The following is a 23,582-nucleotide window of genomic DNA, read 5'->3' on the forward strand; positions in this document are numbered from 1 at the left end:
TGCTCAATCGGGCCTGACTCAGAGGAAAGACAAAATGGCCAAATCCCAGGATAACAATGCGACACCGGTAATGCAGGATCGCGCTCAGTTCGATGTCCGCTCCGGAAATTTCATCGAGCGACTGATCTTCAACAATCGCCTGTTCTTCGTGTTGCTGTGTTTCATTCTCACGGTGCTGCTGGGCTACAGGGCCACCGACCTGCGCATCAACGCGAGCTTCGAGCGAATGATGCCGAGCTCCCATGAGTTCATCCGCAACTACCTGAACAACAAGATAGACCTCGCGGCATTGGGCAACTCCGTACGCGTCATGGTGGAAAACCCGCGCGGGACCATCTATGACCCCGCCTACCTGCAGGCACTCCAGGAGATCAACGACAAGATCAACCTGGCGCCCGGGGTTGACCGCGCCTGGATGCGTTCGCTGTGGATGCCGGCGGTGCGCTGGAACGAGGTCACCGAGGTTGGCATGGAAGGCGGCCCGGTCATGCCTAATGACTACGACGGTTCGCCTGAGCAGCTGCAGCAGCTACAGATGAACGTGATGCGAGGCAACCTGATCGGCGACCTGGTGTCCCTGGACATGCGCTCCTCGGTAATCCAGGTGCCATTGATAGACAAGGATCCGGTCACCGGTGCCGCGTTTGACTACCGGCAGTTCGCGACCTTCCTGGAGAAGGAGATTCGTGGGCAGTACGAGGTGCCCGGTGCCGATGGCCAGCCCAAGGTGCGCGTCCATATCATCGGCTTCGCCAAACTGGTGGGCGACCTGATCGACGGACTGACGCTGGTCATGGGCTTCTTTGCCGCCTCGGCCGTGATCGTGGCGCTGGTCATCTTTGGCTACACCCACTGCCTGCGCAGCACACTGCTGCTGCTGATGGCTTCGCTCAGCAGCGTGGCCTGGCTGCTCGGCCTGATGCAGCTGCTGGGTTACCAAATCGATCCTTACTCCATCCTGGTACCGTTCCTGATCTTCGCTATCGGCATGTCCCATGGCGCCCAGAAGATGAACGGAATCATGCAGGACATCGGCCGTGGCACCGACAAGTATGTGGCCGCCCGCTATACCTTCCGCCGCCTGTTCCTCGCCGGGCTGTCGGCACTGCTGGCCAACGTCTTCGGCTTCGCCGTCCTGATGGTGATCGACATCCCGGTGATCCGCGACCTGGCCATTACCACCAGCATCGGTGTCTGCGTGCTGATCTTCACGCAGCTGATCATGGTGCCAGTGATGCTCTCCTACCTGGGCGTCAGCCAGTCGGCGGCACGGCGCAGCGTACGCAACGAAGTCGAGGGCGAGCGGGCAGGCAGTGGCCGGTTCTTCGAAGCCATTGGCACGCGGCTGGTGAAATGCACCAGACCGGGACATGCCCATGTGCTGGTGCTGTTGTCGCTAATGGTGGGCATCGGCGCTTACCAGGTGCGGTCCGGGCTGCAGATCGGCGATCTGGATGCCGGGGCACCGGAGCTTCGTCCCGAGTCTGGTTACAACCGTGACGTGGCGTTCTTCAACCAGAGTTTTGGCCGCTCCACCGATCAGTTCGCCGTGATCGTCAAGACCGGACCGGGCGGCTGCTCCACCTTCGAGACCCTGACCGAGCTGGACCGCCTCGCCCAGATGTTGCGCGACGTACCCGGCGTGCAGACGGTCGCCAGCCTGGCCAGTTCCGTGCGCTTCATCAATGCCAGCTATGGCGAGGCGAACCCGAAGTGGATGAGCATCCCGCGCCAGGATGAAGTGGCGGCACAGGCCTCACAGATCGCGTCCGTGCAATCGCCGGAGCTGGCCAACTTCAGCTGTTCTGTATCGCCGGTCATCGCCTATCTGTCCGACCACCGCGCCGGGACGCTGCAGCGCGTGGTGGACGCCGTAAAAAACTTTGCAGAGAAACACAACAGCGACGACCGCCAGTTCCTGCTGGCGGCGGGTCCTGCAGGAATCGAAGCCGCGACCAATCAGGTCGTTGCCGACGCTAGCCTGAAGGTACTGCTGTTGCTCTACGCTTCAGTGGTGCTGCTCTGCCTGATCGCTTTCCGCAGCTGGCGCGCTGTGCTGGTGGCGCTGATTCCGCTGATCATCACATCGCTGCTGTGCGAAGCACTCATGGTGGTAATGGGGATCGGTGTGAAGATCGCGACCTTGCCGGTCATTGCCCTGGGGGTGGGCGCCGGCGTGGACTATGCCCTCTACCTGATCAGCGTACAGCTGACCCTGCAACGACGCGGTGCGAGTCTGGAAGAGGCCTATGCCGGCGCCCTGCGCTTTACTGGCAAGGTCGTCGCACTGGTCGGTTTGACACTGGCGACCGGTGTGCTGACCTGGGTGTTCTCGCCGATCAAGTTCCAGGCCGACATGGGCATCCTGCTGACGTTCATGTTTCTCTGGAACATGCTCGGGGTTCTCGTGCTGACTCCGGCGCTGTCGTACTTCCTGCTGCGTGGTGAGACCCGCCAGCCGGCGGTCGACAATGCTGCAGACCAGGCCGTAGCTGACGCGGAACGATCCGCACAGTCCCTCAAGGAAGCGGGGCGTCAGTCGGCCTTGACCGGCCGCTAGCAAGACGTTTCGCAACCGGTGGGCGACGTCGCTCCCCGGGCAAAGTCAACAATGACAACAAGGTACCTGTTATGACCCTTGCATCTCGCTTCCAGAACAAGAACATCATCGTTACCGGCGGGGCGTCCGGCATTGGCCGGGCGACCGTGATCCGCCTGGTGTCCGAAGGGGGCACGGTGCTTGCCGTTGACCTCGACGAGGCCGGCCTGCAGGAAACCCTGGCGCAGGCCAATGCGCTGGAGATGGGTGGCCGGGCGTTCGCGGCAAGGCTGTCGATCACCGACGAACAGGCGGTGCGCAGCACGGTGCAGAACTTCGCCCAGGAACACGGCAGTCTGGATGTGCTGGTCAACATGGCGGGGGTGCTGTGCTCCACGCATACCACCGACACCTCCTTCGAAGACTTCATGCGGGTCGTCCAGACCAACCTGGGCGGTACCTTCCTCTTCTGTCGTGAAGCCTTGCCCTTCCTTCTGGAAAGCAAGGGCAACATCGTCAACGCGGCCTCCACCTCGGCCTTCTTCGGCCATGCCTACATGGCCGCCTACTCGGCCAGCAAGGGTGGTGTGGCAGCGCTGACCCAGGCGCTCTCGCGCGAGTACATCAAGCGGGGTGTACGCGTTAACGCCGTGGCGCCGGGCGGGATTGCCACGCCGATGGTGGCGGCTCAGGCGCAGAGCTTCCCGCCGGGAGCCGATCTCTCCCTGTACATGCACCTGACTCGCCCGGATCGAAAACTGGGTGAGCCCCAGGAGGTGGCAGGTGCGATTGCCATGCTGGCGTCTGCCGACGGCGCTTTCGTCAATGGGGCGATCCTGCGAATCGATGGCGGCACCCATGGTTAATGGCATGGACAACGTGACCGGCAGGACCACGGAAATGCCGTCCCCGTTCTCGCCGTTCAAGCTGGGCCCGCTTACCTTGCGCAACCGTTTCATCAAGGCGGGCGCCAACGAGGGAATGACGCCCGATGGCATGCCTACCAAGGCCCTGGTCAAGCACCACCGGGACATCGCGGCAGGGGGCGTTGGTATGACCACCGTCGCCTATGGCGCGGTGTCGGCGCAGGGGCGAACCTTCCGCCATCAACTCCACATGACGAGAGGTGTGGTGCGCCATCTGCGGGTGCTGACCGATGCCGTCCACGCCGAGGGGGCCGCAACCTGCCTGCAGATCACTCATGGCGGCTCCTTTTCGATGTTGAAGCCGGCGCGCGGCTACCCCAGGACTGCATCTTCCGGATTCAATGCCTTTGGGTTTCTCCATGGCATCCTGTTCCAGAAGGCGATGGACGAGGCCGATATGCACCGGGTCGTCAATGAATTCGCCGAGTCGGCCATGCTGGCTCGGGAAGCCGGGTTCGACGCTGTCGAGATCCATATGGGCCACGGCTACCTGCTGAATCAGTTCCTGTCGCCCCTGAGCAATCGCCGCCGCGACCGGTATGGTGGCAGTGTTGAAGCGCGTAGCCGCTTTCCGGCCATGGTGCTGCGTCGGGTCAAGGACGCTGTCGGTGGGCGGATGGCCGTGACCTGCAAGCTCAACCAGACGGACGCGGCGCGCGGCGGTATCGATGCGGAGCAGGCGGCAGTCACGGCGAAAATCCTCGAGCGCGACGGTGCCGATATGCTGACGCTCAGTGGCGGCCACAACGTGTATAGCCCCTGGGCGCTGTTCGGCAGCCCCATGCCCATTGACGATATGCGGGCGCATGCGCGCGGGCTGTCCCGTATCGGGCCCTGGGTGCTGGGATTGCAACAGCCCAAAGACCTGTCTTTTCGTGAACTTTACTTCCTTGAGAGTGCCCGGCGGATCCGCAAGGCAGTCTCCATGCCGCTGGCGCTGGTGGGCGGGGTGAAGTCGCTATCCTCCGCCGAGCGAGTGATGGAGGAAGGCTTCGACGCCATCGCCCTTGCCAGGGCCCTCATTCACGATGCTGATTTCGTCAACAAGTTGGCCGACGGACGCCTGTTGCATTCAGGGTGCACAAGCTGCAACCGTTGCGTGATGGGCATCTATGATCCGAATGGCGTACGTTGCGTGATGAACGGGGCTAACGATCCGCTCCTCGCCAGAGCGCTCCCGGCAGATTGACCGCATGCTTTCGTTGACGTAAACACTAGTGACCTTAAAACAACAATAACCAGAGGTAATTGTGATGCATGCCAGGAAGACATCGCGCGCAGTCAACCCAAACAAACAGGGCACCCCCGACGCTTGGGAGGTTCTGCCGGCAATATTCCCCAGGCCGGGGATGCGCACATTGGAAGTGGACACCCAGGAGCTTCATGACATGGTCGGGCGGGTCGATCAGAACCGGATGACGCTCGCTATCTACCGCGGTCTGCTCGGCGATGACCCCTGGCGCGACACAGTGCGGCATCTCGCCGCCTACATGGAATCCTCCAGCGCAATCATCGTGATTCGACCTTCCACCAGTTCGGACCTGGGGTTCCTGGTATGCCAGCCGAAGAATCCGGAAGTCGAGGATGCCTATCGTGCCCATTTCTGGACCCTGGACCCCTTCCTCGAGCTGCCGATCGGCCGTGTCGTGACCATCGCTGATTATCTCGGGGTGGACAATTGGCTGGCATCGGACTTCTATCAGCGATTCATAGGGCAGGGTGGGCCTCTCTATGGCCTGGGCGCCAATATCGTTTCGGGTAATGGCACTGTCTGCCGCATCCGTATGTATCGTATGGCCAGTCAACCGGCCTTCACCGAGGACGACAAGATTCGCCTGAGCGACCTCCTCGAACACTTCAGCCAGGCGCTGAGCCTGGCCGCCCGTATCGAGCTGCAGGAGACCCAGAGCGAGCTTTATGAAGGTGCGCTCAATCGGTTGCATATCGGTGCGATCGTGCTCGACGAGAATCAAAAGGTGCTGCGCTGCAACCATGTTGCCCAGTCGCTGCTCAATGACAGCGATGGCCTGAAGCGGGCGGGAAATGGTGTGGAAGCCTATTACCGCAACGAGCGCAGCATGCTCCAGGAGCTCATCAACTCGGCGGGCCCGGCGGCGCAGGTGATGTCCATCTCCCGGGCCTCCGGCAAACGCAAGCTGGGGCTGGTGGTCAGGAGCATCCCCCTGCGCGAGGGGTCCGAAGGTAAATGCCGCCCGGCCTGGATGATCTTCGTCTGCGACCCGGATGCACAAACCACGGCGCCGCGTGAAATCATGCGCCAGGTGTTCGAGTTCACCCCCGCCGAAGCGAACCTGGCGATGGAGCTGGCCAACGGGCTGTCGCTGGACGAGGCGGCAGAGTTGCTGGGTATCCGGCGTAACACTGCGCGCACGCACCTGCGCGCGATCTTCGCCAAGGCCGGGGTGACTCGGCAGGCGGAGCTGGTCAGGCTGGTGCTCAATGGGGTGATCTGCCTTTCGACTCCCAGCCCGGCAGGCTAGCGGGTAGGGTGGCGGCGACACGGCGTCAACTTCGCCCCGCGCTCGCCTGCATACAACCACCTCGCAGTATCGGCAAGGACGCGGTGCGCGCGCTCACGCGCACCGCTGCCGTGACCAATCCCTTCATCTCGAAAATCCCGTCCCCGAAGTTATCGCCCAGCAGGGTAGGGCTTCCCTGTCCGGTTGGCAGCCGCCGTCGATGAACTGCACCTGGCACTGCTCAGTGGCTTTTCGCAGCGAACTAAATTTGAACGTCTACTGCATGCGGATCATGCGGAGCGCGCGGTTGCCGCAGCATAGTCAGGCCATAACAACATGTGGAGAACGGTTATGTCCTTGCAACCAGAAACTTCTCGATCGCCGATTCCGGTGGGCCATTTCATCGAGGTGGGTGATTCCTATCGCGTGCATTGTCACGAAGTTGGCCAGGTCTCGGCGGAGCGCCCGACGCTGGTCTTCCTGCACGGCAGTGGTCCAGGCGCGAGCGGTTACAGCAATTTCCACCTGAACTTCCCGTTCTTCGCCGAGCAGGGCTTTCACGTGCTGATCCCGGATCTCCTGGGTTACGGGCTTTCGGACAAACCGCAAGACATCCACTACACCTCCACCTTGCAAGTGGAGCTGCTGCACGAGCTGCTGAGCAAGAAGAACGTGACCCGTGCGGTGCTGATCGGCAATTCCATGGGGGGGGCCATCGCCTTCCAGTACGGCCTGACCTACCCGGAGCAGATCAGCAAGCTCGTGGTGATGGGCCCGGGCGGGGTCGAGGAGCCTGCATTATGGGCCGCCCAGATGAGCGGGCTGCGCTGCATGGCCTCCTTGATCCAGGGGCGCAAGACCGATCGCGAGTCCTTCCGTGAGCTGCTGCATCACATTGTTGCCTCGCCACAGACGATCACTGAGGAGGTAATCGATTCGCGCCTGCCGATCTGGCTCGAACAGCCCCTGGCGGTGTACGCCACGATCAAGGTCGAGGTGCTCACCGAGCGCCTGGCCGAGCTGAAGATGCCAGTGCTGTGCCTGTGGGGGCAGAAGGACAACTTCCTGCCGGTGCGCCATGCCCTGATCGTCGCGGAGCAGGTCGAGGATGTGCGGGTGGTGATCTCCGGCCGTTCCGGGCACTGGTTCATGCTCGAGGAGCCGGACTACTTCAACCGGGAAGTCCTGGATTTCCTCGGCTGAGTCAGGGGTGCTCGCCAGTCGGGGAGCACGTGATGGAGCTCGGCTCCGTTGCTAGCGCAAGAGTTGAAGTTATGTCGACGTCCCTTTATCTCCGACTCCAGGTGGCCGAGGTCATCGAGGAAACGCACGATAGCAAGTCGATCGTGTTTGCCTCTCCCGTGGAGCCACGGGCATTCGCTTACAAGCCGGGCCAGTTCTTGACGCTGCGCATCCCTGTCCAGGGGCAGAGCGTCGCACGATGCTATTCGCTGGCGAGTGCGCCGGCGGTGGACGCTGCACTGAAGGTCACCATCAAGCGTGTACGCGATGGTCTGGGTTCCAACTGGATTTGCGACAACCTGCGCACCGGTGATGTCTTGGAGGTATTGCCGCCAGCCGGGGTGTTCTGTCCGGCTTCTCTGGATGTCGATTTCCTGCTGTTCGCCGGCGGCAGCGGCATCACGCCGGTGATGTCGATTATCAAGTCCTGTCTGCACCAGGGCCGAGGTCGGGTTCAGCTGTTCTACGCCAACCGCGATGAGCGTTCGGTGATCTTCCGCGATGAGTTGCAGCAACTGGGGCGTGCTTACCCGCAACGCCTCACGGTCATGCACTGGCTGGAGTCAGTTCAGGGGTTGCCGACAGCGGCGCAACTGGCCGGCATCTGTCACGGGCGCCTGGATGCGCACGCCTTCGTCTGTGGCCCCGGCCCCTTCATGGATGCCGTGGAGCAGACGCTGCTTGACCTGAACGTGGAGCGCAGCCGGATTCATGTCGAGCGTTTTGTTTCGCTGAGCAGCGACCCCGGCATCTTGGCCGATGCCCCCGCGGCGGCGACTGACGGCCCGCGGGTTGAACTCATGGCGCAGCTCGACGGCGAGCATCACGTGCTGCCCTGGAGTCCGGATGTCGATCTGTTGGATGCCCTGCTCGGGGCGGGGGTCGGTGCGCCCTTCTCCTGTCGCGAGGGGCGCTGCAGTGCCTGCATGTGCCGGGTGGCGGAGGGCGAGGTGAGCATGCGTAGCAACGAGGTGCTGAGTGCCGTCGATCTGGCCGAGGGCTGGGTGCTGGCCTGCCAGGCTCGACCACTGAGCGACAAGGTCTCGGTCAGCTTCGACGGCTGACGTTTGGGTGAAAAACAAGAAACATCATTAGGGAGAGGCTCATGAGCATCAATCAATTCGCTTACGCGGTAGTCGAGTCCACTGATATCGAAAAGTGGCGCTTCTTTGGCAGCCAGATTATCGGCCTGGCCGAAGAGTCGGGCGAGGACGGCGCGCTGTATCTGAAGGCCGATGGTCGCCGCTATCGCATCCTGGTTGTGCCGGGGGCGAGAGACGGCCTTTATGCGGCGGGCTGGGAGACTGCCTCCGAGGAGCAGTATCTCGCGTCGAGAGAATCGCTCGTCAGCGCGGGTGTGGAGATCGTCGAGTCGACACCGTTGGATCGACATCTTCGTTGCGTCACCGGGATGTTTTCCTTCGTGGACCCGTCCGGGAACCGGCAAGAGGTGACCTGGGGACCGATCTCGGACTTCGCGCCCTTCGTTTCGCCGGTCGGCGTCGAGCGTTTCGTCACCGGTCCCATGGGTATGGGGCACGTGGTGCTGCCGTCGATGAAGTTCGAAGAAACGAAGCAGTTCTGGACCGACGTCTGCGGATTCCAGCTGTCCGACATGCTGCATGTCCAGCTCTCGCCCGAGTACCGGGCGCGCATCCACTTCCTGCACTGCAACCCCCGCCAGCACAGCCTGGCATTGGCCGAGATGCCCCAGCCCAGTGGTTGCGTGCACATCATGATGGAGGTGCCTGGGCTCGATGATGTGGGTCGCGCGCTGGACCGCATCGCCCGGCACAAGGTCCCGCTGGCGGCCACGCTTGGACGCCACGTCAACGACGATATGGTTTCGTTTTACGTCTGGACACCGGGCGGCTTCGCCCTGGAGTTCGGCTGCGGCGGCATGGTTGTGGACTGGGAGAACGATCACACGGTTTTCGAAACAACCCGTGGCAGCCATTGGGGGCACCAGTGGGCCGCTCCGCCGGCCTCGTGATTTAGCGCCATCTACTCCTGATGCAGGGCGCGCCGGGGCCTTTTGTTGTGGAACATGGGCCTGTGGCCACCCTTGCGCCAAAGCGGGATTCACTACTTGGGAAGTCGAGAACAATGCAAACAGTCGAGATGAAACAGCCTGCCGCGAACATTCCCGGCAGCGAAGAGCTGATCGCCCGAGCCCGGGCCCTGGTTCCGGTGTTGCGCGAGCGAGCGGCGCTGGGCGACGAGAACCGCCGTCTGCCGCAGGAGACCATTGCCGACCTGCAGGCCGCAGGGCTGTTCCGCGTGCTGCAGCCCAAGCGCTATGGCGGCTACGAGATGAGTCCCAAGGTGTTCTATGACATCGTCATGATCCTGGCCGAAGGCGACATGTCGGTGGGCTGGGTCTACTCGGTGGTCGCCGTACATGCGTGGCAGATGGCGCTGTTCGATGACCGTGCGGCGCAGGAAGTATGGGGCGAGGACAGCAATGTCCGGATCTCTTCTTCCTATATGCCCACGGGTCGTGCCAAGCCTGTCGAGGGCGGCTTCCTGTTCAGCGGGCGCTGGGGCTATTCCAGTGGTTGCGACCACTGCGACTGGGTGTTCCTCGGTGGCCTGGTGGAAACTGCCGAGGGGCAACCTATTGATGCGCGCACCTGGCTGATTCCACGCAAGGACTACGAAATCGTCGATACCTGGCATACCGCGGGCCTGAAGGGGACCGGTAGCAAGGATATCGTCATCAAGGCTGCCTTTGTGCCTGAGTACCGCACGCACAAGATGATCGACGGCTTTACCTGCAACAGCCCCGGCAACCAGATGAATACCGCGGCGCTGTATCGCATGCCATTCGGCCAGGTATTCAGCCGGGCGGTGTCCACGGCCTCGATCGGGGCGTTGCGCGGCATGGTCGACAGCTTCGTGGAGACCGCCAAGACCCGTGTCAACGTCGTGGGTGCCAAAACCAGCGACGACTCGGTAGCGCAGCTGGCGATCGCTGAAGCGATCAACACCATCGACGAGCTGACTCTGGTGCTCAAGCGCAACTTCGAGGCGCTCGAAGGTTATGCCGAGCGGGGCGAGGTTCCGCCGATCGAGGAGCGGGTGAAGTATCGCTTCCAGGCCAGCTACCCACCAGAGCGCGTCGCGGAGCTGGCTTCGCGCCTGTTCAAGGCAGCCGGCGGTGCGGCGGTCTACACCCGAAACCCGTATGGGCGCTTTCTGGCCGACATCAATGTCTGTCGCCAGCATGCCGCCAATCAGTTCCAGATGTTCGGCACGAACTGGGCCAAGGTGCAGTTGGGCCAGCAGAGCCTGGATTTTTTCCTGTAACGCCCCGGGGTCGGGGACATACCCCCGACCCACTGGTATTCCCGGGATAGACAGAGGGTGGACACGGGTCTCGCGACAACCACTGTCTTTAGCCTGCAAACAATAAAAACGACTGGAGTTCTTTATGAGCAACCTGGCCAACGAGAAACCGCACATCATCGTGAGCGACCAGTGCGAACGTTTTGCCCGCGGTTGGCACTGCCTGGGGCTGAGTGAACAGTTCCGTGATGGCAAACCGCATACCTTCGAGGCATTCGGCCTCAAGCTGGTAGTGTTCGAAGGCGAACACAACAAGAAGCTCAATGTCATCAACGCCTTTTGCCCGCACCTGGGCGGTAACCTGGGCGAGGGCACCATCAAGGGCGACACCATCGCCTGCCCCTTCCATGACTGGCGCTGGGCCGGTGACGGCAAGTGCGCGGCCATCCCCTATGCCAAGCGCGTGCCGCCGCGCGCGCGCACGCAGAGTTTCATTACCTGCGAGGAAAACAAACAGCTGTTCGTCTGGCACGACCCCGAGGGCAATCCGCCACCGTCGGATGTGATCATTCCCCACCTGAAAGGCGCTTTCAGCGATGACTGGAGCAACTGGTCCTGGTCAACCCATGAGGTCGATACCAACAGTCGGGAGCTGGTCGACAATCTGGTCGATGTCGCGCATTTCTTCTACGTGCATGGCGAGGGCATGGGTGGCGGCAGCACCTACTTCAAGAACGTCTTCGAGGACCATTTCGCCACCCAGTACCTGGAGATGGGGCCGCAACCAGAGCAACCCGGCTATCAGAAGGATGCCGCCTATACCGGCGATTTGAGCAAGCTGGATGGCTTTTCACGTGGAGAAACGACCTACCATGGTCCCTCCTATCTGGTGTCGCGCTTGCTGACCAATATTCCGGGCAACGAGCCGATAGAGACCTATGAAATCCTCGCGCACTACCCGGTTCATGCGAACAAGTTCGTACTGCACATGGGCTTTATCACCCGCAATAGCCCGATGCTGCCGCCCGAGCACAATGCCGCTCGCGCCGCTGCCGTAGCCGAGGCGTATCGCGTGGGCACCCTGCAGGACGTGGCGATCTGGCGTACCAAGACCCGCATCGACAATCCGCTGCTCTGCGACAGCGACGGTCCGTTGTACCAACTGCGTCGCTGGTACCAGCAGTTCTTCGAGGACATTGCCGATATCAAGCCGGAAATGGTTAACCGCTTCGAGGCCGAAACCGACACCCGCCACGCACAACCCGTGTGGGACCAGCAGGCTGCCGAAAAGCTCGCTCAGTACGCACCTCCATCGGCAGCCAAGCCGCAAGACTGATGTACGAGGGGCACCGCACTGGAGCGGTGCCCCGATTTCCTGTTTCCGGCTGGCCTTCGGTGCGGGGCACTGCAGCGCAGCCGGTCATCCTCACACCAGCCTCTTCGATAGAGAGGCAGCATCATGGAGTACGCCATGTCGTCCGATTTTGGCCCGCACTCGCCTCAATGGTTCAGTCGTATCGAGGCGCCGGAACGGGTGGAGAGCCCTGACCAGGTCGCATGGGATGTCACCACCGACTTCGCCGTGGTCGGTTATGGAGGCGCAGGCATCAGCGCGGCCTTGCAGGCGGCGGAAAAAGGTCTGAAAGTGCTGGCGGTCGATGCCTTTGGTGGCGGCGGGGCGACGGCGATGAACGGCGGCATTTTTTATGCCGGGGGTGGTACACCGATTCAGCGTGCGGCAGGCGTTACGGACAGTGTCGAGGCTATGTACCGTTACTTGAACCTTGAGGTACAGGACGTGGTCAGCCCGCAAACACTCCGCCGCTTCTGCGAAGGCAGTGTGGCCGATCTGGAATGGCTGCAGGGGCATGGGGTACGGTTCGACAGCACCTACTACACGAAGAAGACTTTCTATCCGCCTTCCGGCTATTTTCTCTACCACTCCGACAGCTCGCTGGCCGAGTCCTGTGCGGCAGTTGCCAAGCCTGCGCCACGGGGACACAAGTACTGGCATCCGCCGGTCAATCAGGCGGTAGGCTTCGGTGTTCATCTGACCGAGCCCCTGCAGCAGCGGGCGCGGGCCCAGGGGGTGGAGTTCTGGCCACGAACCGAAGCTCGCCGTCTGGTGCTTTGCGCAAGCGGGGAGGTGGTTGGGCTGGTAGTCATCCGGATGCCACCCGACTCGCCGCATACCCAGGCGTACATGGATGCGCAGGAGATGGCCCGGCAACTGCTGCAGAAGCTCCCCTCATCGATGCCGGGATTCGCCCGTCTGGAGCGCAAGGCCGAACGTTACTGGCGCAAGGCCGACGAGCTGCAGCGCCAGCATGGCGTCGTCCAGCGTATCCGGGCGACGCGCGGGGTGTGCTTGAGTGCCGGCGGGTTCATCTGGAACCGGCAGATGCTTGCCGCCCATTCTCCCAAGTACATCTCCAATATGGCGATGGGTTCCCCTGGCGGGGACAACGGTAGTGGCATCCGCCTGGGCCAGAGTGTGGGGGGAGAGGCTGCGCTGATGGAGCGGGTGAGCAGCTGGCGCTTCATAAACCCACCCTCTCAGTGGCCCAAGGGCATTCTCGTCAACAGCCAGGGGCAGCGCTTCGTAAACGAGGAACTCTATGGCGCGGCTATCGGCCTCAAGATGAACGAGCATCAGCAGGGCCGGGGCTACATCATCCTCGACCGGACGCTTTACCGCGGTGCCTGGAAGTCTGCAGTGCTGGAGAACCTGTTTCCCTTCATGCGTCTGCCCCTGGTGCTGGCGCTGCTCTTCCAGACCCGCAAGGCGAGCACTCTGGAAGGTCTGGCCGAAAAGCTCGGGATGCCGGCGGCCAACCTTCGGGAGGCCGCGGCCCGCTACAACCGGGCAGCCCAAGGGCTGGAACCAGACGAGTTCGGCAAGAGTCGCTCGGAATGCCACGCTCTTAGCGAAGGACCGTTCTATGCCGTGGATGTTTCGGCCTCGAGCAAGCTCTTCCCATGTTCTGCCATGACGGTAGGCGGCCTACGAGTTGATGAGGACAGCGGTCAGGTGTTGCGCGAGGACCGCACCCGGATCACCGGCTTGTATGCAGCCGGTCGTACGGCAATCGGACTTCCATCGAACCTGTATGTGAGTGGACTGTCTGCCGCGGATTGTGTGTTTTCCGGGCGCCGTGCGGCCAGGCATGCCAGCAACCAGGCGACCAGGGAGCCCTGTCTGACTAAACCCCAGTATTTGCCTTTAGATTTGACTTAGGGTTGCCGTACGCGCACTGGCGTTTAAGTGGATTCGGATTCTGTACCGGGTCTGGCAGACTAGGACGCTCTACGATGAAACCACCTATTTGAATGCCTTGAGGAAGTGTGGTTCATCGCTCCTGAAGAACCTCGATTTTAGTTGACTGACTTCCTCAGTGCGTGAAGTTGACGGTGGCGACAGGCAGAAATCGGCCAAGTTGCCGTCATGAGAGCAACTGGTCGAAAAATGTTTGTAGCTGTCCAGACCACTGGGTTACAGCTTATGCCGCGCGGCATACAGACAGATCATCTCCATCGCTATCGCGGCCCCCGCAAGCGCAGTAATCTCCGCGTGGTCATAGGGCGGTGCTACCTCCACCACGTCCATGCCGATCAGGTTGATACCGCGCAGGCCTCGCAGAATCGCCAAGGCCTGATGGCTCGATAGTCCACCGCAGACCGGCGTCCCCGTGCCTGGGGCAAATGCCGGGTCGAGGCAGTCGATATCGAAGGTGAGATAGACCGGATGGTCGCCAACGCGCGCCCGGATAATCTCCGCCAGTTCCCTGGTAGAGCGATCATGCACCTCGCTGGCATTCAGCACCTGAAAGCCCATGACGTCGTCATTGGTTGTGCGCTGGCCAATCTGGATGGATCGTGCAGGATCAACCAGCCCTTCGCGGACGGCGTGATAGAACATCGAACCGTGGTCGATGCGCTTGTCCTCGCCGTCGAACTCCAGGTCGTGGTGCGCATCGAAATGGATCAAGGAAAGTGGACCATACTTGGCCGCGTGCGCTTGCAGCAGCGGATAGCTGATGAAGTGATCGCCGCCCAGGGTCAGCATCGCAGTACCCGCCGCCAGAATCCGCTCGGCATGGGCCCTGATCGCCGCAGGGGTCTGCTCCGGGGTGCCGTAATCGAAATAGCAATCGCCATAATCGACACAAGCGAGTAGATCGAACGGGTCAAATTCCCAAGGCCAGTGACGCGCCCAGGCGGACTGTACCGATGCCTCGCGGATGGCCCTCGGTCCGAAGCGGCTGCCCGGTCGATTGCTGGTCGCGGTATCGAACGGGATGCCGCTGATGGCGATATCCACGCCACGCAAATCGCGGGTGTAGCGACGCCGCATAAAGCTGGTGATACCACCGTAGGTCGGTTCACCATGGGTGCCATACAGGCTGTCACGCGTCATCGCCTGATCGATTATCGAATTGTCATTTAGCATGGGATTCTCAATGCGAGTTACTGAAGCTGACCCAGGCATGCATACGCTCACGCGGTGCTCGCTGGGGTAGAGGTTGATTTTTGTTGCTCGGGCTTGCCGTGACCGGGCTGGATTGGCGCTTTATCGCGCCAAACCCATTGCGGTTTTCAGCCGCCTGGCAAGGGTGGGGTTCGCACCGGGATCAAGCGCTTCGATCCGGTGGCCTCAAATGCCGACGCCAGGCGCAGCAGCGCTGAGTCGTCGTAGGCGCGACCGGCAAACGTCAGGCCGACGGGCATGCCGATGTCCGGCACCACGCCCATCGGCACGGTGACCGTTGGCACGCCGAGGTGACGGATGGCGAGGTTGCCGTTGGCGACCCAGACGCCGTTGCTCCAGGCGATATCCGCCGATTGCGGATCGACATCGGCATTCGCCGGGCCCACGTCGGCGACCGCCGGGAAAATCACCGCGTCGAGCCCCAGCCGATCCATCCACTCCTCAAGATCGATACGCCGGGTCTGCTCCAGCCCGCGTAGGCCATCAGACAGCGTGGCGATCTGATCCCACGGGGCGATGCCACGCTCCGCTATGCGCACGTATTCGTCCATGCCAATGGCCGGGCCATCTTCGCGGTCAGGCAGAGCGCCTGGGTTGTGCGGAAAAATCTGCGGGCCGTCGACGTCCGCCAGACGGTTTAGTTTGGGATCGTCGTTGGCCTGCAGGAAGTCATCGAATGCCCAGGCGGTCAGGTCCCACAGTTCGTGATGGAGGAATTCCTTGGACACCAGGCCGCGGGTGAACACTGTCGGCGCCCCAGGTCGATCGCCCTCGCAATTGGAGACCAGCGGGAAGTCCGTCTCGACCACTTCGGCACCGGCCGCTTCCAGAGTCTTTCGCGCGTTTTCCCAGAGGGCGATCACCGAGGGACGGGTGTTGATCCGCTGGCCTGTCGCCCACCCGATACCCGGCGCTTTGCTGGTGCCCGCGTCGGGGTCGGCGTTGATGTACATGCGCGGTACGCCCAAGCGCTTGCCGGCGAGTGCGGCGGGCCTTGCAGCCAGTTCCAGGTAGGAAGCGGGGCGCACCGAAGCGACGCCGGGGATCGGCACCCAAGGCTGCAAGCGCCACAGGTCCCCACGTTTGTCGGCGTCTTCGGCCACCACCACGTCGAGTACTTCGAGCAGGTCGGCCATGGTCCTGGCATAGGGCACGACTACATCCATGGTTGGCGTCAGTGGCCAGTTGCCGCGCACCGAGATCACCCCGCGCGACGGTGTATAGGCGCACAGACCATTGTTTGAGGCAGGTCCGCGACCGCTCGACCAGGTTTCCTCAGCAAGGCCGAAGGCGGCGAAACTGGCGGCGGTGGCCGTGCCTGCGCCGTTGGATGAGCCCGACGCGAAGGGCGCAGTTAGGTAGTCCGCGTTGTACGGGCTCTCGGCACGGCCATACACGCCGCGCTGCATGCCGCCATTGGCCATGGGCGGCATATTGGTCTTGCCCAGGCAGATCGCACCGGCGCCGCGCAAGCGCTCGATGGTGAACGCATCGCGATAGGCGACCAGGTCCTTGAAGGCCGGGCTGCCGGACGCCGCGGTCAGGCCTTTGATCAGGTAGCTGTCCTTGGCTGTATAGGGAATACCATCGAGCGGGCCGAGGGTCTCGCCACGGGCACGACGGACGTCGGAGGCCTGCGCTTCTTCAAGCGCATTCGGGTTGCGCACCACCACCGCGTTGAGGGCGGTGGGCGTGTTGGGGCCGTCGTAGGCATCGATCCTTGAGAGATAGGCCTGGACCAGCTCAACTGCCGTGGTTCGGCCAGCTTCGAGGGCTGCGCGCAGCTCGGCAATGGAAACTTCGGTTACTTCAATCATGCTGTTACCACTGGCTACTGGGTCTGCAAGGTGACTTGATTGGCGCCGCGTGCCAGCGAAACCGCATCGGCCATGTGCCTGGTTCCGTTGGGCCTCGCTGACGCAGCGCAATTTACTGTCAGGTTCCCGACTTGAGCTTGGTCCATGCACGGGTGCGAGCGCGTTCTGCACTGGACGGCAGTGGCACCAGCGCGAATAGAGAAGTCTGGATCTCGGCGGAGGGGTAGAGATTGGGGTTGTTGCGGATTTCCGGGCTGACCAGGGCAGTGGCGTCCTTGTTCGGGTTGGGATAACCGACGAAGTCGCTGATCGGGGCAATCACCTGCGGCTGCAGCAGGTAGTTGATAAAGGCATGGGCATCATCCGGGTTCTTCGCATCCTTGGGGATGGCCAGCACGTCAAACCAGACCGGAGCGCCTTCCTTGGGCAAGCGCATGTCCACCACCACGCCGTTGCCGGCCTCCTTGGCACGATTGGCCGCCTGGGAGAAGCTGCCGGAGTAACCCACGGCCACGCAGATGTCACCATTGGCGATATCGGTCATGTATTTTGAGGAATGGAAGTAGGCGACGTTGGGGCGGATCTTTTTCAGCAGTTCTTCGGCCTTCTCGTAGTCCTTGGCCTGAGTGCTGTTGGGTGGCAGGCCCAGGTAGTGGAGGGCGATGGGGATCATATCCGTCGGCGAATCGAGAAGGGCCACGCCGCACTGCTTGAGCTTGGCAATGTTCTCTTCCTTGAAGATCAGATCCCAGCTGTCCACCGGCGCGTTCTCGCCGAGCGCAGCCTTGACCTTGGCCGGGTTGAACCCGATCAGCACGGTTCCGTACATATAAGGCACGGCGAAGCGGTTACCCGGATCGTTGGCCTCGATCAGTTTCATCAATTGCGGGTCCAGATGCTTCCAGTTGGGTAGCTTGCTGCGGTCAAGTGGTTGGAAAGCGTCGGCCTGAATCTGCTTTGCGAGGAAACTGTCGGACGGCACCACCACGTCATAGCCGGAGTTGCCGGTGAGTAGTTTGGCCTCCAGGGTTTCGTTGCTGTCGAAGATGTCGTAGACCAGCTTTGCGCCATTCTCCTTCTTGAAGTTGTCCAGGGTCTGCGGGGCGACGTAGTCGAACCAGTTGTAGACACGCAGGGTGCGCTCTTGCGCATGAGCGTTAGCGGTCAGCAGGCCGAGGCTGCAGATCGTAGCGAGGAGCGAACGGGGGAGTTGATGCTTGATCCATTTCTCACAGCTTTGGGAGATGGTGCCCACTCGTTCGGCTGCCAGCACCGGGCCAGTGAGCATCGTCAGGGCTTTGAGGACGGCACGCAGGCTGCCGACTCCAACGTTGACGGTGCGCCAGGACACCGAGTCCGCTCCAATATCGATTTTTTGCCACGGCTGTTGCTGCTTGTACTTCATAGGACCACCTTTTGAATTATTGTCTTTGGCCTAGCTCCGGATGAATTGTTGCGGTTGCTCTAATCACAATCAATCTATATAAATTGCAAGAAATTCAAGCAAAAAAACTAAACGATAAGGTCTCACGCCGATGTCTCCTGCGCTTCGTGCAGACGCTGACGGGATGCACCAGGCAGCGACATGCACAAACGCGGGCACGTCATCTTCTTGGAGTTGGGCAGTGATTCCCCTCGCAGGGCTGGATCAGCCGAACTGGATCAACCCTGCGAGGGAAAGCACTCTGGCTATTGCTTGCGCCTCATAGGGAGCAATTCCTTTCAGAACTAACCGACACCAGGAATGTGTTGGGTGATGCAATGCACACCACCGCCATTGTTGGCAAGGATGGTGCCATCGACACCCACGACTGGCCGTCCCGGAAAAATCTCCCGGAAGAGATTCAAGGCAATCTCATCTGCAGGAGTGCTTGAAGTAGGAACCACGATGCCGACGTTGGATTTGTAGAAGTTGATGTAGCTGAAGTTCTCCACCGTCAGGCCTGACACCTTGAATGTTGGCTGGACGGGCATCTTGGTAATCCTGAAGGGACGGCCCCTTGCATCGGTGCTTTGTTGCAGCACTGTCAGGTTTGCCGCCATCCTGGGCACGTTGGGGTTGTTTGGGTCCGACGGGTAATTCAATAGCAGATGGGCTGGCTCGATGTAGGCAGCAACCAGGTCGACATGCCCATCGGTAGCGGCAGCGCCGTCGTCGCCGTACACCCCATACGGCAGCCAGATCATTTTGGTCGCGTTGTAGGCACGCAGCAGCGCGGTCTCGATCTGTGCCTTCGTCATGCTCGGATTCCGATTGGGATTGAGCAGGCACTGTTCGGTGGTAATGAGCGTGCCCTGCCCATCGGTAATCACGGCGCCACCTTCAAAGACCATGTTGACTGTTGATTTAGGTACGTTAAGGGTGGAGCACACGCCGGTGGGCAATTGATCATCCAGGGTAGCCGCCCACCTGTTGCCCCAGCCGTTGAAAATGAAATCTCGTCCCAGCATGTCGCGTCCTGATGGGCTCAGCGCGAAAACTGGCGCGGTATCACGGGTCCAGCAATCGTTGTATGGATTCTCGATAACAGTAACGTTAGGGCCGCAGCGCTTGCGTACAACCTCGGTATAGCCGGTCATCGCCATCATCAAGACTGGCTCGAACTGCGCAATGGCATTCGCTACGTTGATGACAGAATCCTGCATGGGTTTCAGCTAGTCCTTGTAGCTCTTGTCATAGGGGTACGCCATCAACACGCTCTGGTGTGGCTCCCACTCTGCGGGCACCCGATAGCCATCGGAGGCAGGGTTGGACTCCGCCGCTCGGGCCAGGCGTCCAAGCACTGATGTACCGATGGCAGTTGCAGTAATAGCCACTAACGCGCCCATATTGAACCGGCGCCTTCCCGGATTCGTAGGCCCCTCCATCGCGGCTTGATTTGTCATCAACTGCTCTGTTGCCAACTGAATGTCTTGTTCTTTATCCATGTAACGAGTCCCCCAGGTTATCCAGCCAGATATCTCATTTACCAAGCCTTCGCTGAATCTTTGCGGTTGCTCAAGGCGCAATCAATCTATATAAATTGCCGATAAAACAGGTATAAAAACTAAACGGTAGACCCGCATGCCCTTACCTCCGCTCCATGCGTTTCGCGTATTTGAATGTGTTGCAAGGCTGGGCCATGTCGGTGCGGCCGCCGCTGAGCTGCATGTCACCGCCGGGGCTGTCAGCCAGCAGATAAGAGCGTTACAGCGCTCACTCGGCATCGATCTTTTCTACAAGCAGGGCCGCTTCCTGGTGCTGACCGAACGAGGCCTGGCGCTACAACGCTCGGTAGCCCGCGGCATCGGCGAGATCACCGAAGGGGTGCGACAGATTTCCGAGGCGTACTTCCAGGAACCGGCGACGAAAGTCCTGACCATTTCCACGGAACCGATTTTTGGCGCGGCCTGGCTGATGCCGAAGTTGTTCGCCTTTCGTGCAGAACATCCGCACATTCACCTACGCGTCATTACTGCCGACGACATCAGTGAGGTGGACTGGCGCAGGGCCGATATCGCCGTGCTCTACGACGCTCCGACGTGGGAGGGTTTCTGGTGGCGGCCACTGCAAAGCCTGCATATGTTTCCCGTCTGCTGCCCGCAACTGCTGCGCGGCCCGCGCGCGCTCAAGCAGCCGTCCGACCTTATTCACCACCGCCTCTTGCATGAGGATGACGGCGCTCAATGGCGGCGCTGGCTGCTTGAGGCGCGCTTGCCTTACCCAGGAGATGCCGATGTCCATCTAGAAGATTTCGGCATTGCCCTGCAGGCGGCGCGAGATGGCTATGGCGTTGCACTCAGCGACGAGATCAACTCGTTGCGCGATCTGGATGAGGGACGCCTGGTGCAGCCCTTTGCACTGAAGGTGCCGACGGGGATGGATTATTTCTGTATCTGCAACGAGGAGAGTCGCGATATCCCTGAGATAGCTTTGCTCATCGATTGGCTGATAGAGCAGGCAAAGGTCGTCCCGGCCTACCCGTAGGCGTTGTTGGGGGGTAACGTTCACGTGGCTCAGCACAAAGCTGAATGACCTCTGGATTTTTAGGAGTCTTGAGCGGCTGCTTTTGGCCCAGAGTGTGTAAACACCGATTTGAATGAAGTGGTGCCTCCCACTGTGGCCCTATGTTGGAGAGGGGTGGGGTAGATCGGGCGTGTTGCCGCCGCCCTCAGTCGTCTGTAGAAAGCCCATGCTTGTGTGCGTAGGCGTAGAGATCTACGCGGTTCGTCAGGCCCAGCTTGCTGTAGATCGATGTCAAATGGTTGCGCAGCGTGTGCTCGCTGATGTGCAGTTTCTCGGCCACCAACTTGCCAGGGGCTGAGGGGTCGCTGGCCAGCGATGCAATGGTTTGCTGCTCGCGGCGCGTCAGCTTGGCGATTTTGTGTTGCTCCGGGTCAATATCGCGCTCGGTTTTCTTGCGCGCCAGTTCAAGGAAGATACGGCTGGTCGCATTGCGGTCAATCCAGAGTTCGCCTTCATGCACTTTTTCTATGGCTTTGAGCAATGTTGATGCGGATGCCGACTCCCGCTTATCCACCACGCCTCGTGCGCCCGCCAGCACCGCACTGTCATGCAGTGCCAAGTCACTCGACCCTGACACAACCAGAATCTTGGCTTTGGTCCGGCTGTGCAGGTCGGCCAGCGACTCGATACAGTCCTCGCTGTCCAGGTCCAATACCACCACATCTGGTGTGTATAGGTGCAGCGATAGCAGGTATTGCGCCACCGACGCCGTGGAACCCGCCAATGCCAACCTCGGTTGAGCGCTTTCCACCAGACGCTCAAGGCCCCAGGCCACGAGCGGTAGAGCTACTAACAGGACTTGAATTGGCATGCGGCTCGCTGCCTCTTTAGGCGGTTGTGTTAGCTGATCATGATAGCAATCGTTGCAGCCCGTAGCTTTTTTCTATAGCGCTTCAGCTCCCCCTCCCATGACATTTGTCCCATAAAACACTGTTTTTATGGGTGATTGACTCCCAGAAAAAAGGGATGACGCGCTCATGTAAAACACAGCGGTCGTTTTTAGACTGCGGTCATGAAAGACACACACCGAATTGAGCCCCGTGAACAAGTCACCTTATCGCTGCAACTGATCGGTGGGGGCAACGGTGTCACCCGTGACATCAGCGCCTCCGGTTTGTATTTCGAAACCGATAGCGAGCAGCAGGTGGGTAGCTTGATTGACTTCGAGATCGAGCTCGACACTCCCGGCGGCCCCATGAAGTTCAAGGCGCAAGGACAAATCGTGCGTATTGAGCCGCAGGGCGGCAGGGCGGGGGTGGGTGTGAAGCTACTGGCCAGCCGGCTGGTACCGGTGGAGTGAAGTGTTCGTGGGTTGGGGAAGAATCGGCTTGTGGCTGTTAGCGGCCCACAGCGGTTTTTTGCTCAGGGTGACTTCTTAGGGAGAAAGACATGGCTAGCACTACAACTACCAGCGGCGGAACCGTTACCTCGTTTTCCAACACGCCGCAGGCGAAGGATGACGTCTTCACCACCAATGAAAATCTGCAGGGAGTCATGTATTGGGACGTCATGTCCAATGACCTCGGCGGTAACGCGAAGACACTCTGGTCACTCGACAATGCGGTGAGCGATCCTACTGCCACCAAGGCTTATGCTCCGGCCGACCTCCTGGTCCAGGATACGGCGAGGGCTGAGGCGATGAGTTCTGACACCAGTTTGAATGGTGCAAAGATCTGGATCACCTCCGACGGTAAGGTCGGCTACGACGCCACTACTTTCACTACTGCGTTCAAGGAGCAACTCCAGGCGCTTTCTGCTGGCGAGTTCCTGACGGACAGCTTTACCTATGCGATGCGTCTGGGCAACGGAACGCTCAGTTGGGCCACCGCGACAGTGCAGTTCTCGGGCGTGAATGATGGTGTGACGATCAGCCTCGGCGTGCAGGCCGGCATGGTGACCGAAGACGCCGACATCACTGCGAGCACGACCGACTCGCTGACGGCCAGCGGCACAATTAACTTCAATGACGTCGACCTGAGTGACACGCACATGGCGACGTCCGCGCCGGCGGAGGGCAATGCTACTCATCTTGGTACGTTCGTGCTCTCGGAGGTAAGCGAAGCAGCGAACGCGGCCAACGGTTCGGTGCAATGGACATACAACCTGAGCACTGCGGCGGCGCAGTACCTGGCCCAGGGACAGACAGTAACCGAAACTTACCTGGTCACCATCAGCGATGGTCATGGTTCGTTGGTAACGCAGAATGTGACCGTCACCATCACCGGCACCAATGACGCGCCAACGGTGACGGCGGCCGAGGTCGAAAGCGCAGCGGTGGCCGAAGACGGCACCACGGTGACCAGCGGCAGCTTCGCCTTCGGCGACGTGGACCTGGCCGATCACGCCCATGTGACCAGCGTGAGCGCGCCGGCCGGTGCACTGGGTACGCTGGTGGCCACTGTCAGCGACGAGAGCACGAACGACGCGGCGGGCAGCGTGGGCTGGAGCTATACGCTGGACAACAGCGCGGCGCAGTACCTGGCCGCGGGCCAGACCAAGACCGAAGTGTTCACGGTGACGCTGACCGACGACTTCGGGGCGACGGTGACCAAGAACGTGACCATCACCATTACCGGCAGCAACGACGCGGCCGTGCTGTCCGCCGACATCGCCAACCTCACCGAGACCCATGCCGCCGTCGACATTTCCACCAGCGGCACCCTGACCATCAGCGACGTCGACAGCGCCGCAACCTTCGTCGCGCAAACCAACACCGCCGGCAGCTACGGCCAGTTCTCCATCGGCACCGACGGTGCCTGGACCTACGTCGCCACTTCCGCCCACGACGAGTTCGC

General features: G+C 61.0%; 19 protein-coding genes. 13 read left to right on the forward strand and 6 right to left on the reverse strand.

The genetic code is table 11. From position 1 onward, the window contains the following. Nucleotides 1-34: 34 nt before the first annotated feature. From KGB07_RS07380 to KGB07_RS07425, 10 genes are all read left to right on the forward strand, one after another. Nucleotides 35-2,560, forward strand: a complete 2,526-nt coding sequence (locus KGB07_RS07380; RefSeq protein WP_223465073.1) for an efflux RND transporter permease subunit — start codon at nt 35-37, stop codon at nt 2,558-2,560. Between the two features lie 71 nt (nt 2,561-2,631). Continuing rightward, nucleotides 2,632-3,405: an SDR family NAD(P)-dependent oxidoreductase gene (locus KGB07_RS07385; protein ID WP_223465075.1), complete on the forward strand. Its 774-nt coding sequence runs from the start codon at nt 2,632-2,634 to the stop codon at nt 3,403-3,405. 4 nt (nt 3,406-3,409) lie between these two features. After that, the gene (locus tag KGB07_RS07390) at nt 3,410-4,654 is read left to right on the forward strand and encodes an NADH:flavin oxidoreductase (protein WP_185754741.1); all 1,245 of its coding nucleotides are present in this window, start codon (nt 3,410-3,412) and stop codon (nt 4,652-4,654) included. A 169-nt stretch (nt 4,655-4,823) separates the two neighbouring features. Continuing rightward, entirely contained in the window at nt 4,824-5,966 is a 1,143-nt protein-coding gene (locus KGB07_RS07395; RefSeq protein ID WP_223465077.1) for a helix-turn-helix transcriptional regulator, read from the forward strand. 330 nt (nt 5,967-6,296) lie between these two features. After that, the gene (locus KGB07_RS07400) at nt 6,297-7,148 is read left to right on the forward strand and encodes an alpha/beta fold hydrolase (RefSeq protein ID WP_223465079.1); all 852 of its coding nucleotides are present in this window, start codon (nt 6,297-6,299) and stop codon (nt 7,146-7,148) included. 71 nt (nt 7,149-7,219) lie between these two features. Further along, nucleotides 7,220-8,251 carry a ferredoxin--NADP reductase gene (locus tag KGB07_RS07405; RefSeq protein ID WP_317850407.1) on the forward strand — a complete coding sequence of 344 codons (1,032 nt, stop codon included), beginning with the start codon at nt 7,220-7,222 and terminating at the stop codon, nt 8,249-8,251. 41 nt (nt 8,252-8,292) lie between these two features. Next, nucleotides 8,293-9,180: a VOC family protein gene (locus tag KGB07_RS07410; protein WP_223465081.1), complete on the forward strand. Its 888-nt coding sequence runs from the start codon at nt 8,293-8,295 to the stop codon at nt 9,178-9,180. A gap of 113 nt (nt 9,181-9,293) precedes the next feature. Beyond that, nucleotides 9,294-10,496 (forward strand): flavin-dependent monooxygenase, encoded by a 1,203-nt coding sequence (locus KGB07_RS07415; protein WP_223465083.1) that lies wholly within the window; start codon nt 9,294-9,296, stop codon nt 10,494-10,496. Nucleotides 10,497-10,620: 124 nt separating this feature from the next. Further along, nucleotides 10,621-11,811: a Rieske 2Fe-2S domain-containing protein gene (locus KGB07_RS07420; RefSeq protein WP_223465085.1), complete on the forward strand. Its 1,191-nt coding sequence runs from the start codon at nt 10,621-10,623 to the stop codon at nt 11,809-11,811. Between the two features lie 135 nt (nt 11,812-11,946). Beyond that, nucleotides 11,947-13,713: an FAD-binding protein gene (locus KGB07_RS07425; protein WP_223465087.1), complete on the forward strand. Its 1,767-nt coding sequence runs from the start codon at nt 11,947-11,949 to the stop codon at nt 13,711-13,713. Nucleotides 13,714-13,968: 255 nt separating this feature from the next. Here KGB07_RS07425 and speB read toward each other — a convergent pair whose 3' ends face one another. From speB to KGB07_RS07455, 5 genes are all read right to left on the reverse strand, one after another. Then, nucleotides 13,969-14,925 (reverse strand): agmatinase, encoded by a 957-nt coding sequence (speB, locus tag KGB07_RS07435; protein WP_223465089.1) that lies wholly within the window; start codon nt 14,923-14,925, stop codon nt 13,969-13,971. A gap of 146 nt (nt 14,926-15,071) precedes the next feature. Beyond that, nucleotides 15,072-16,781 carry an amidase gene (locus KGB07_RS07440; RefSeq protein ID WP_223465091.1) on the reverse strand — a complete coding sequence of 570 codons (1,710 nt, stop codon included), beginning with the start codon at nt 16,779-16,781 and terminating at the stop codon, nt 15,072-15,074. Between the two features lie 118 nt (nt 16,782-16,899). Further along, on the reverse strand, nt 16,900-18,186 hold the full coding sequence (locus KGB07_RS07445) for a polyamine ABC transporter substrate-binding protein (protein WP_223465093.1): 1,287 nt from the start codon (nt 18,184-18,186) through the stop codon (nt 16,900-16,902). Nucleotides 18,187-18,509: 323 nt separating this feature from the next. Next, the gene (locus KGB07_RS07450) at nt 18,510-19,427 is read right to left on the reverse strand and encodes an agmatine/peptidylarginine deiminase (RefSeq protein WP_223465095.1); all 918 of its coding nucleotides are present in this window, start codon (nt 19,425-19,427) and stop codon (nt 18,510-18,512) included. Nucleotides 19,428-19,436: 9 nt separating this feature from the next. After that, nucleotides 19,437-19,709: a hypothetical protein gene (locus KGB07_RS07455; RefSeq protein ID WP_223465097.1), complete on the reverse strand. Its 273-nt coding sequence runs from the start codon at nt 19,707-19,709 to the stop codon at nt 19,437-19,439. Between the two features lie 136 nt (nt 19,710-19,845). On the opposite strand from KGB07_RS07455, the gene KGB07_RS07460 reads away from it, so the two are divergent. Beyond that, the gene (locus KGB07_RS07460; protein ID WP_046038197.1) at nt 19,846-20,748 is read left to right on the forward strand and encodes a LysR substrate-binding domain-containing protein; all 903 of its coding nucleotides are present in this window, start codon (nt 19,846-19,848) and stop codon (nt 20,746-20,748) included. Nucleotides 20,749-20,932: 184 nt separating this feature from the next. On the opposite strand, the gene KGB07_RS07465 is transcribed toward KGB07_RS07460, so the two are convergent. Then, a complete protein-coding gene (locus KGB07_RS07465; RefSeq protein WP_046038196.1) occupies nt 20,933-21,598 on the reverse strand; it encodes a LuxR C-terminal-related transcriptional regulator in 666 nt (221 codons plus the stop codon). A 201-nt stretch (nt 21,599-21,799) separates the two neighbouring features. Between KGB07_RS07465 and KGB07_RS07470 the strand changes: the two genes are divergently transcribed. Together KGB07_RS07470 and KGB07_RS07475 are read left to right on the forward strand one after the other, a co-directional pair. Further along, on the forward strand, nt 21,800-22,087 hold the full coding sequence (locus tag KGB07_RS07470; protein ID WP_223465100.1) for a PilZ domain-containing protein: 288 nt from the start codon (nt 21,800-21,802) through the stop codon (nt 22,085-22,087). 338 nt (nt 22,088-22,425) lie between these two features. Beyond that, the coding region (locus tag KGB07_RS07475) for a VCBS domain-containing protein (protein WP_223465101.1) at nt 22,426-23,582 on the forward strand (1,157 nt) is incomplete at its 3' end.

The sequence above is a fragment of the Pseudomonas sp. GL-RE-26 genome, assembly GCF_019956275.1.
Taxonomy (GTDB): Bacteria; Pseudomonadota; Gammaproteobacteria; order Pseudomonadales; family Pseudomonadaceae; genus Aquipseudomonas; species Aquipseudomonas grandcourensis.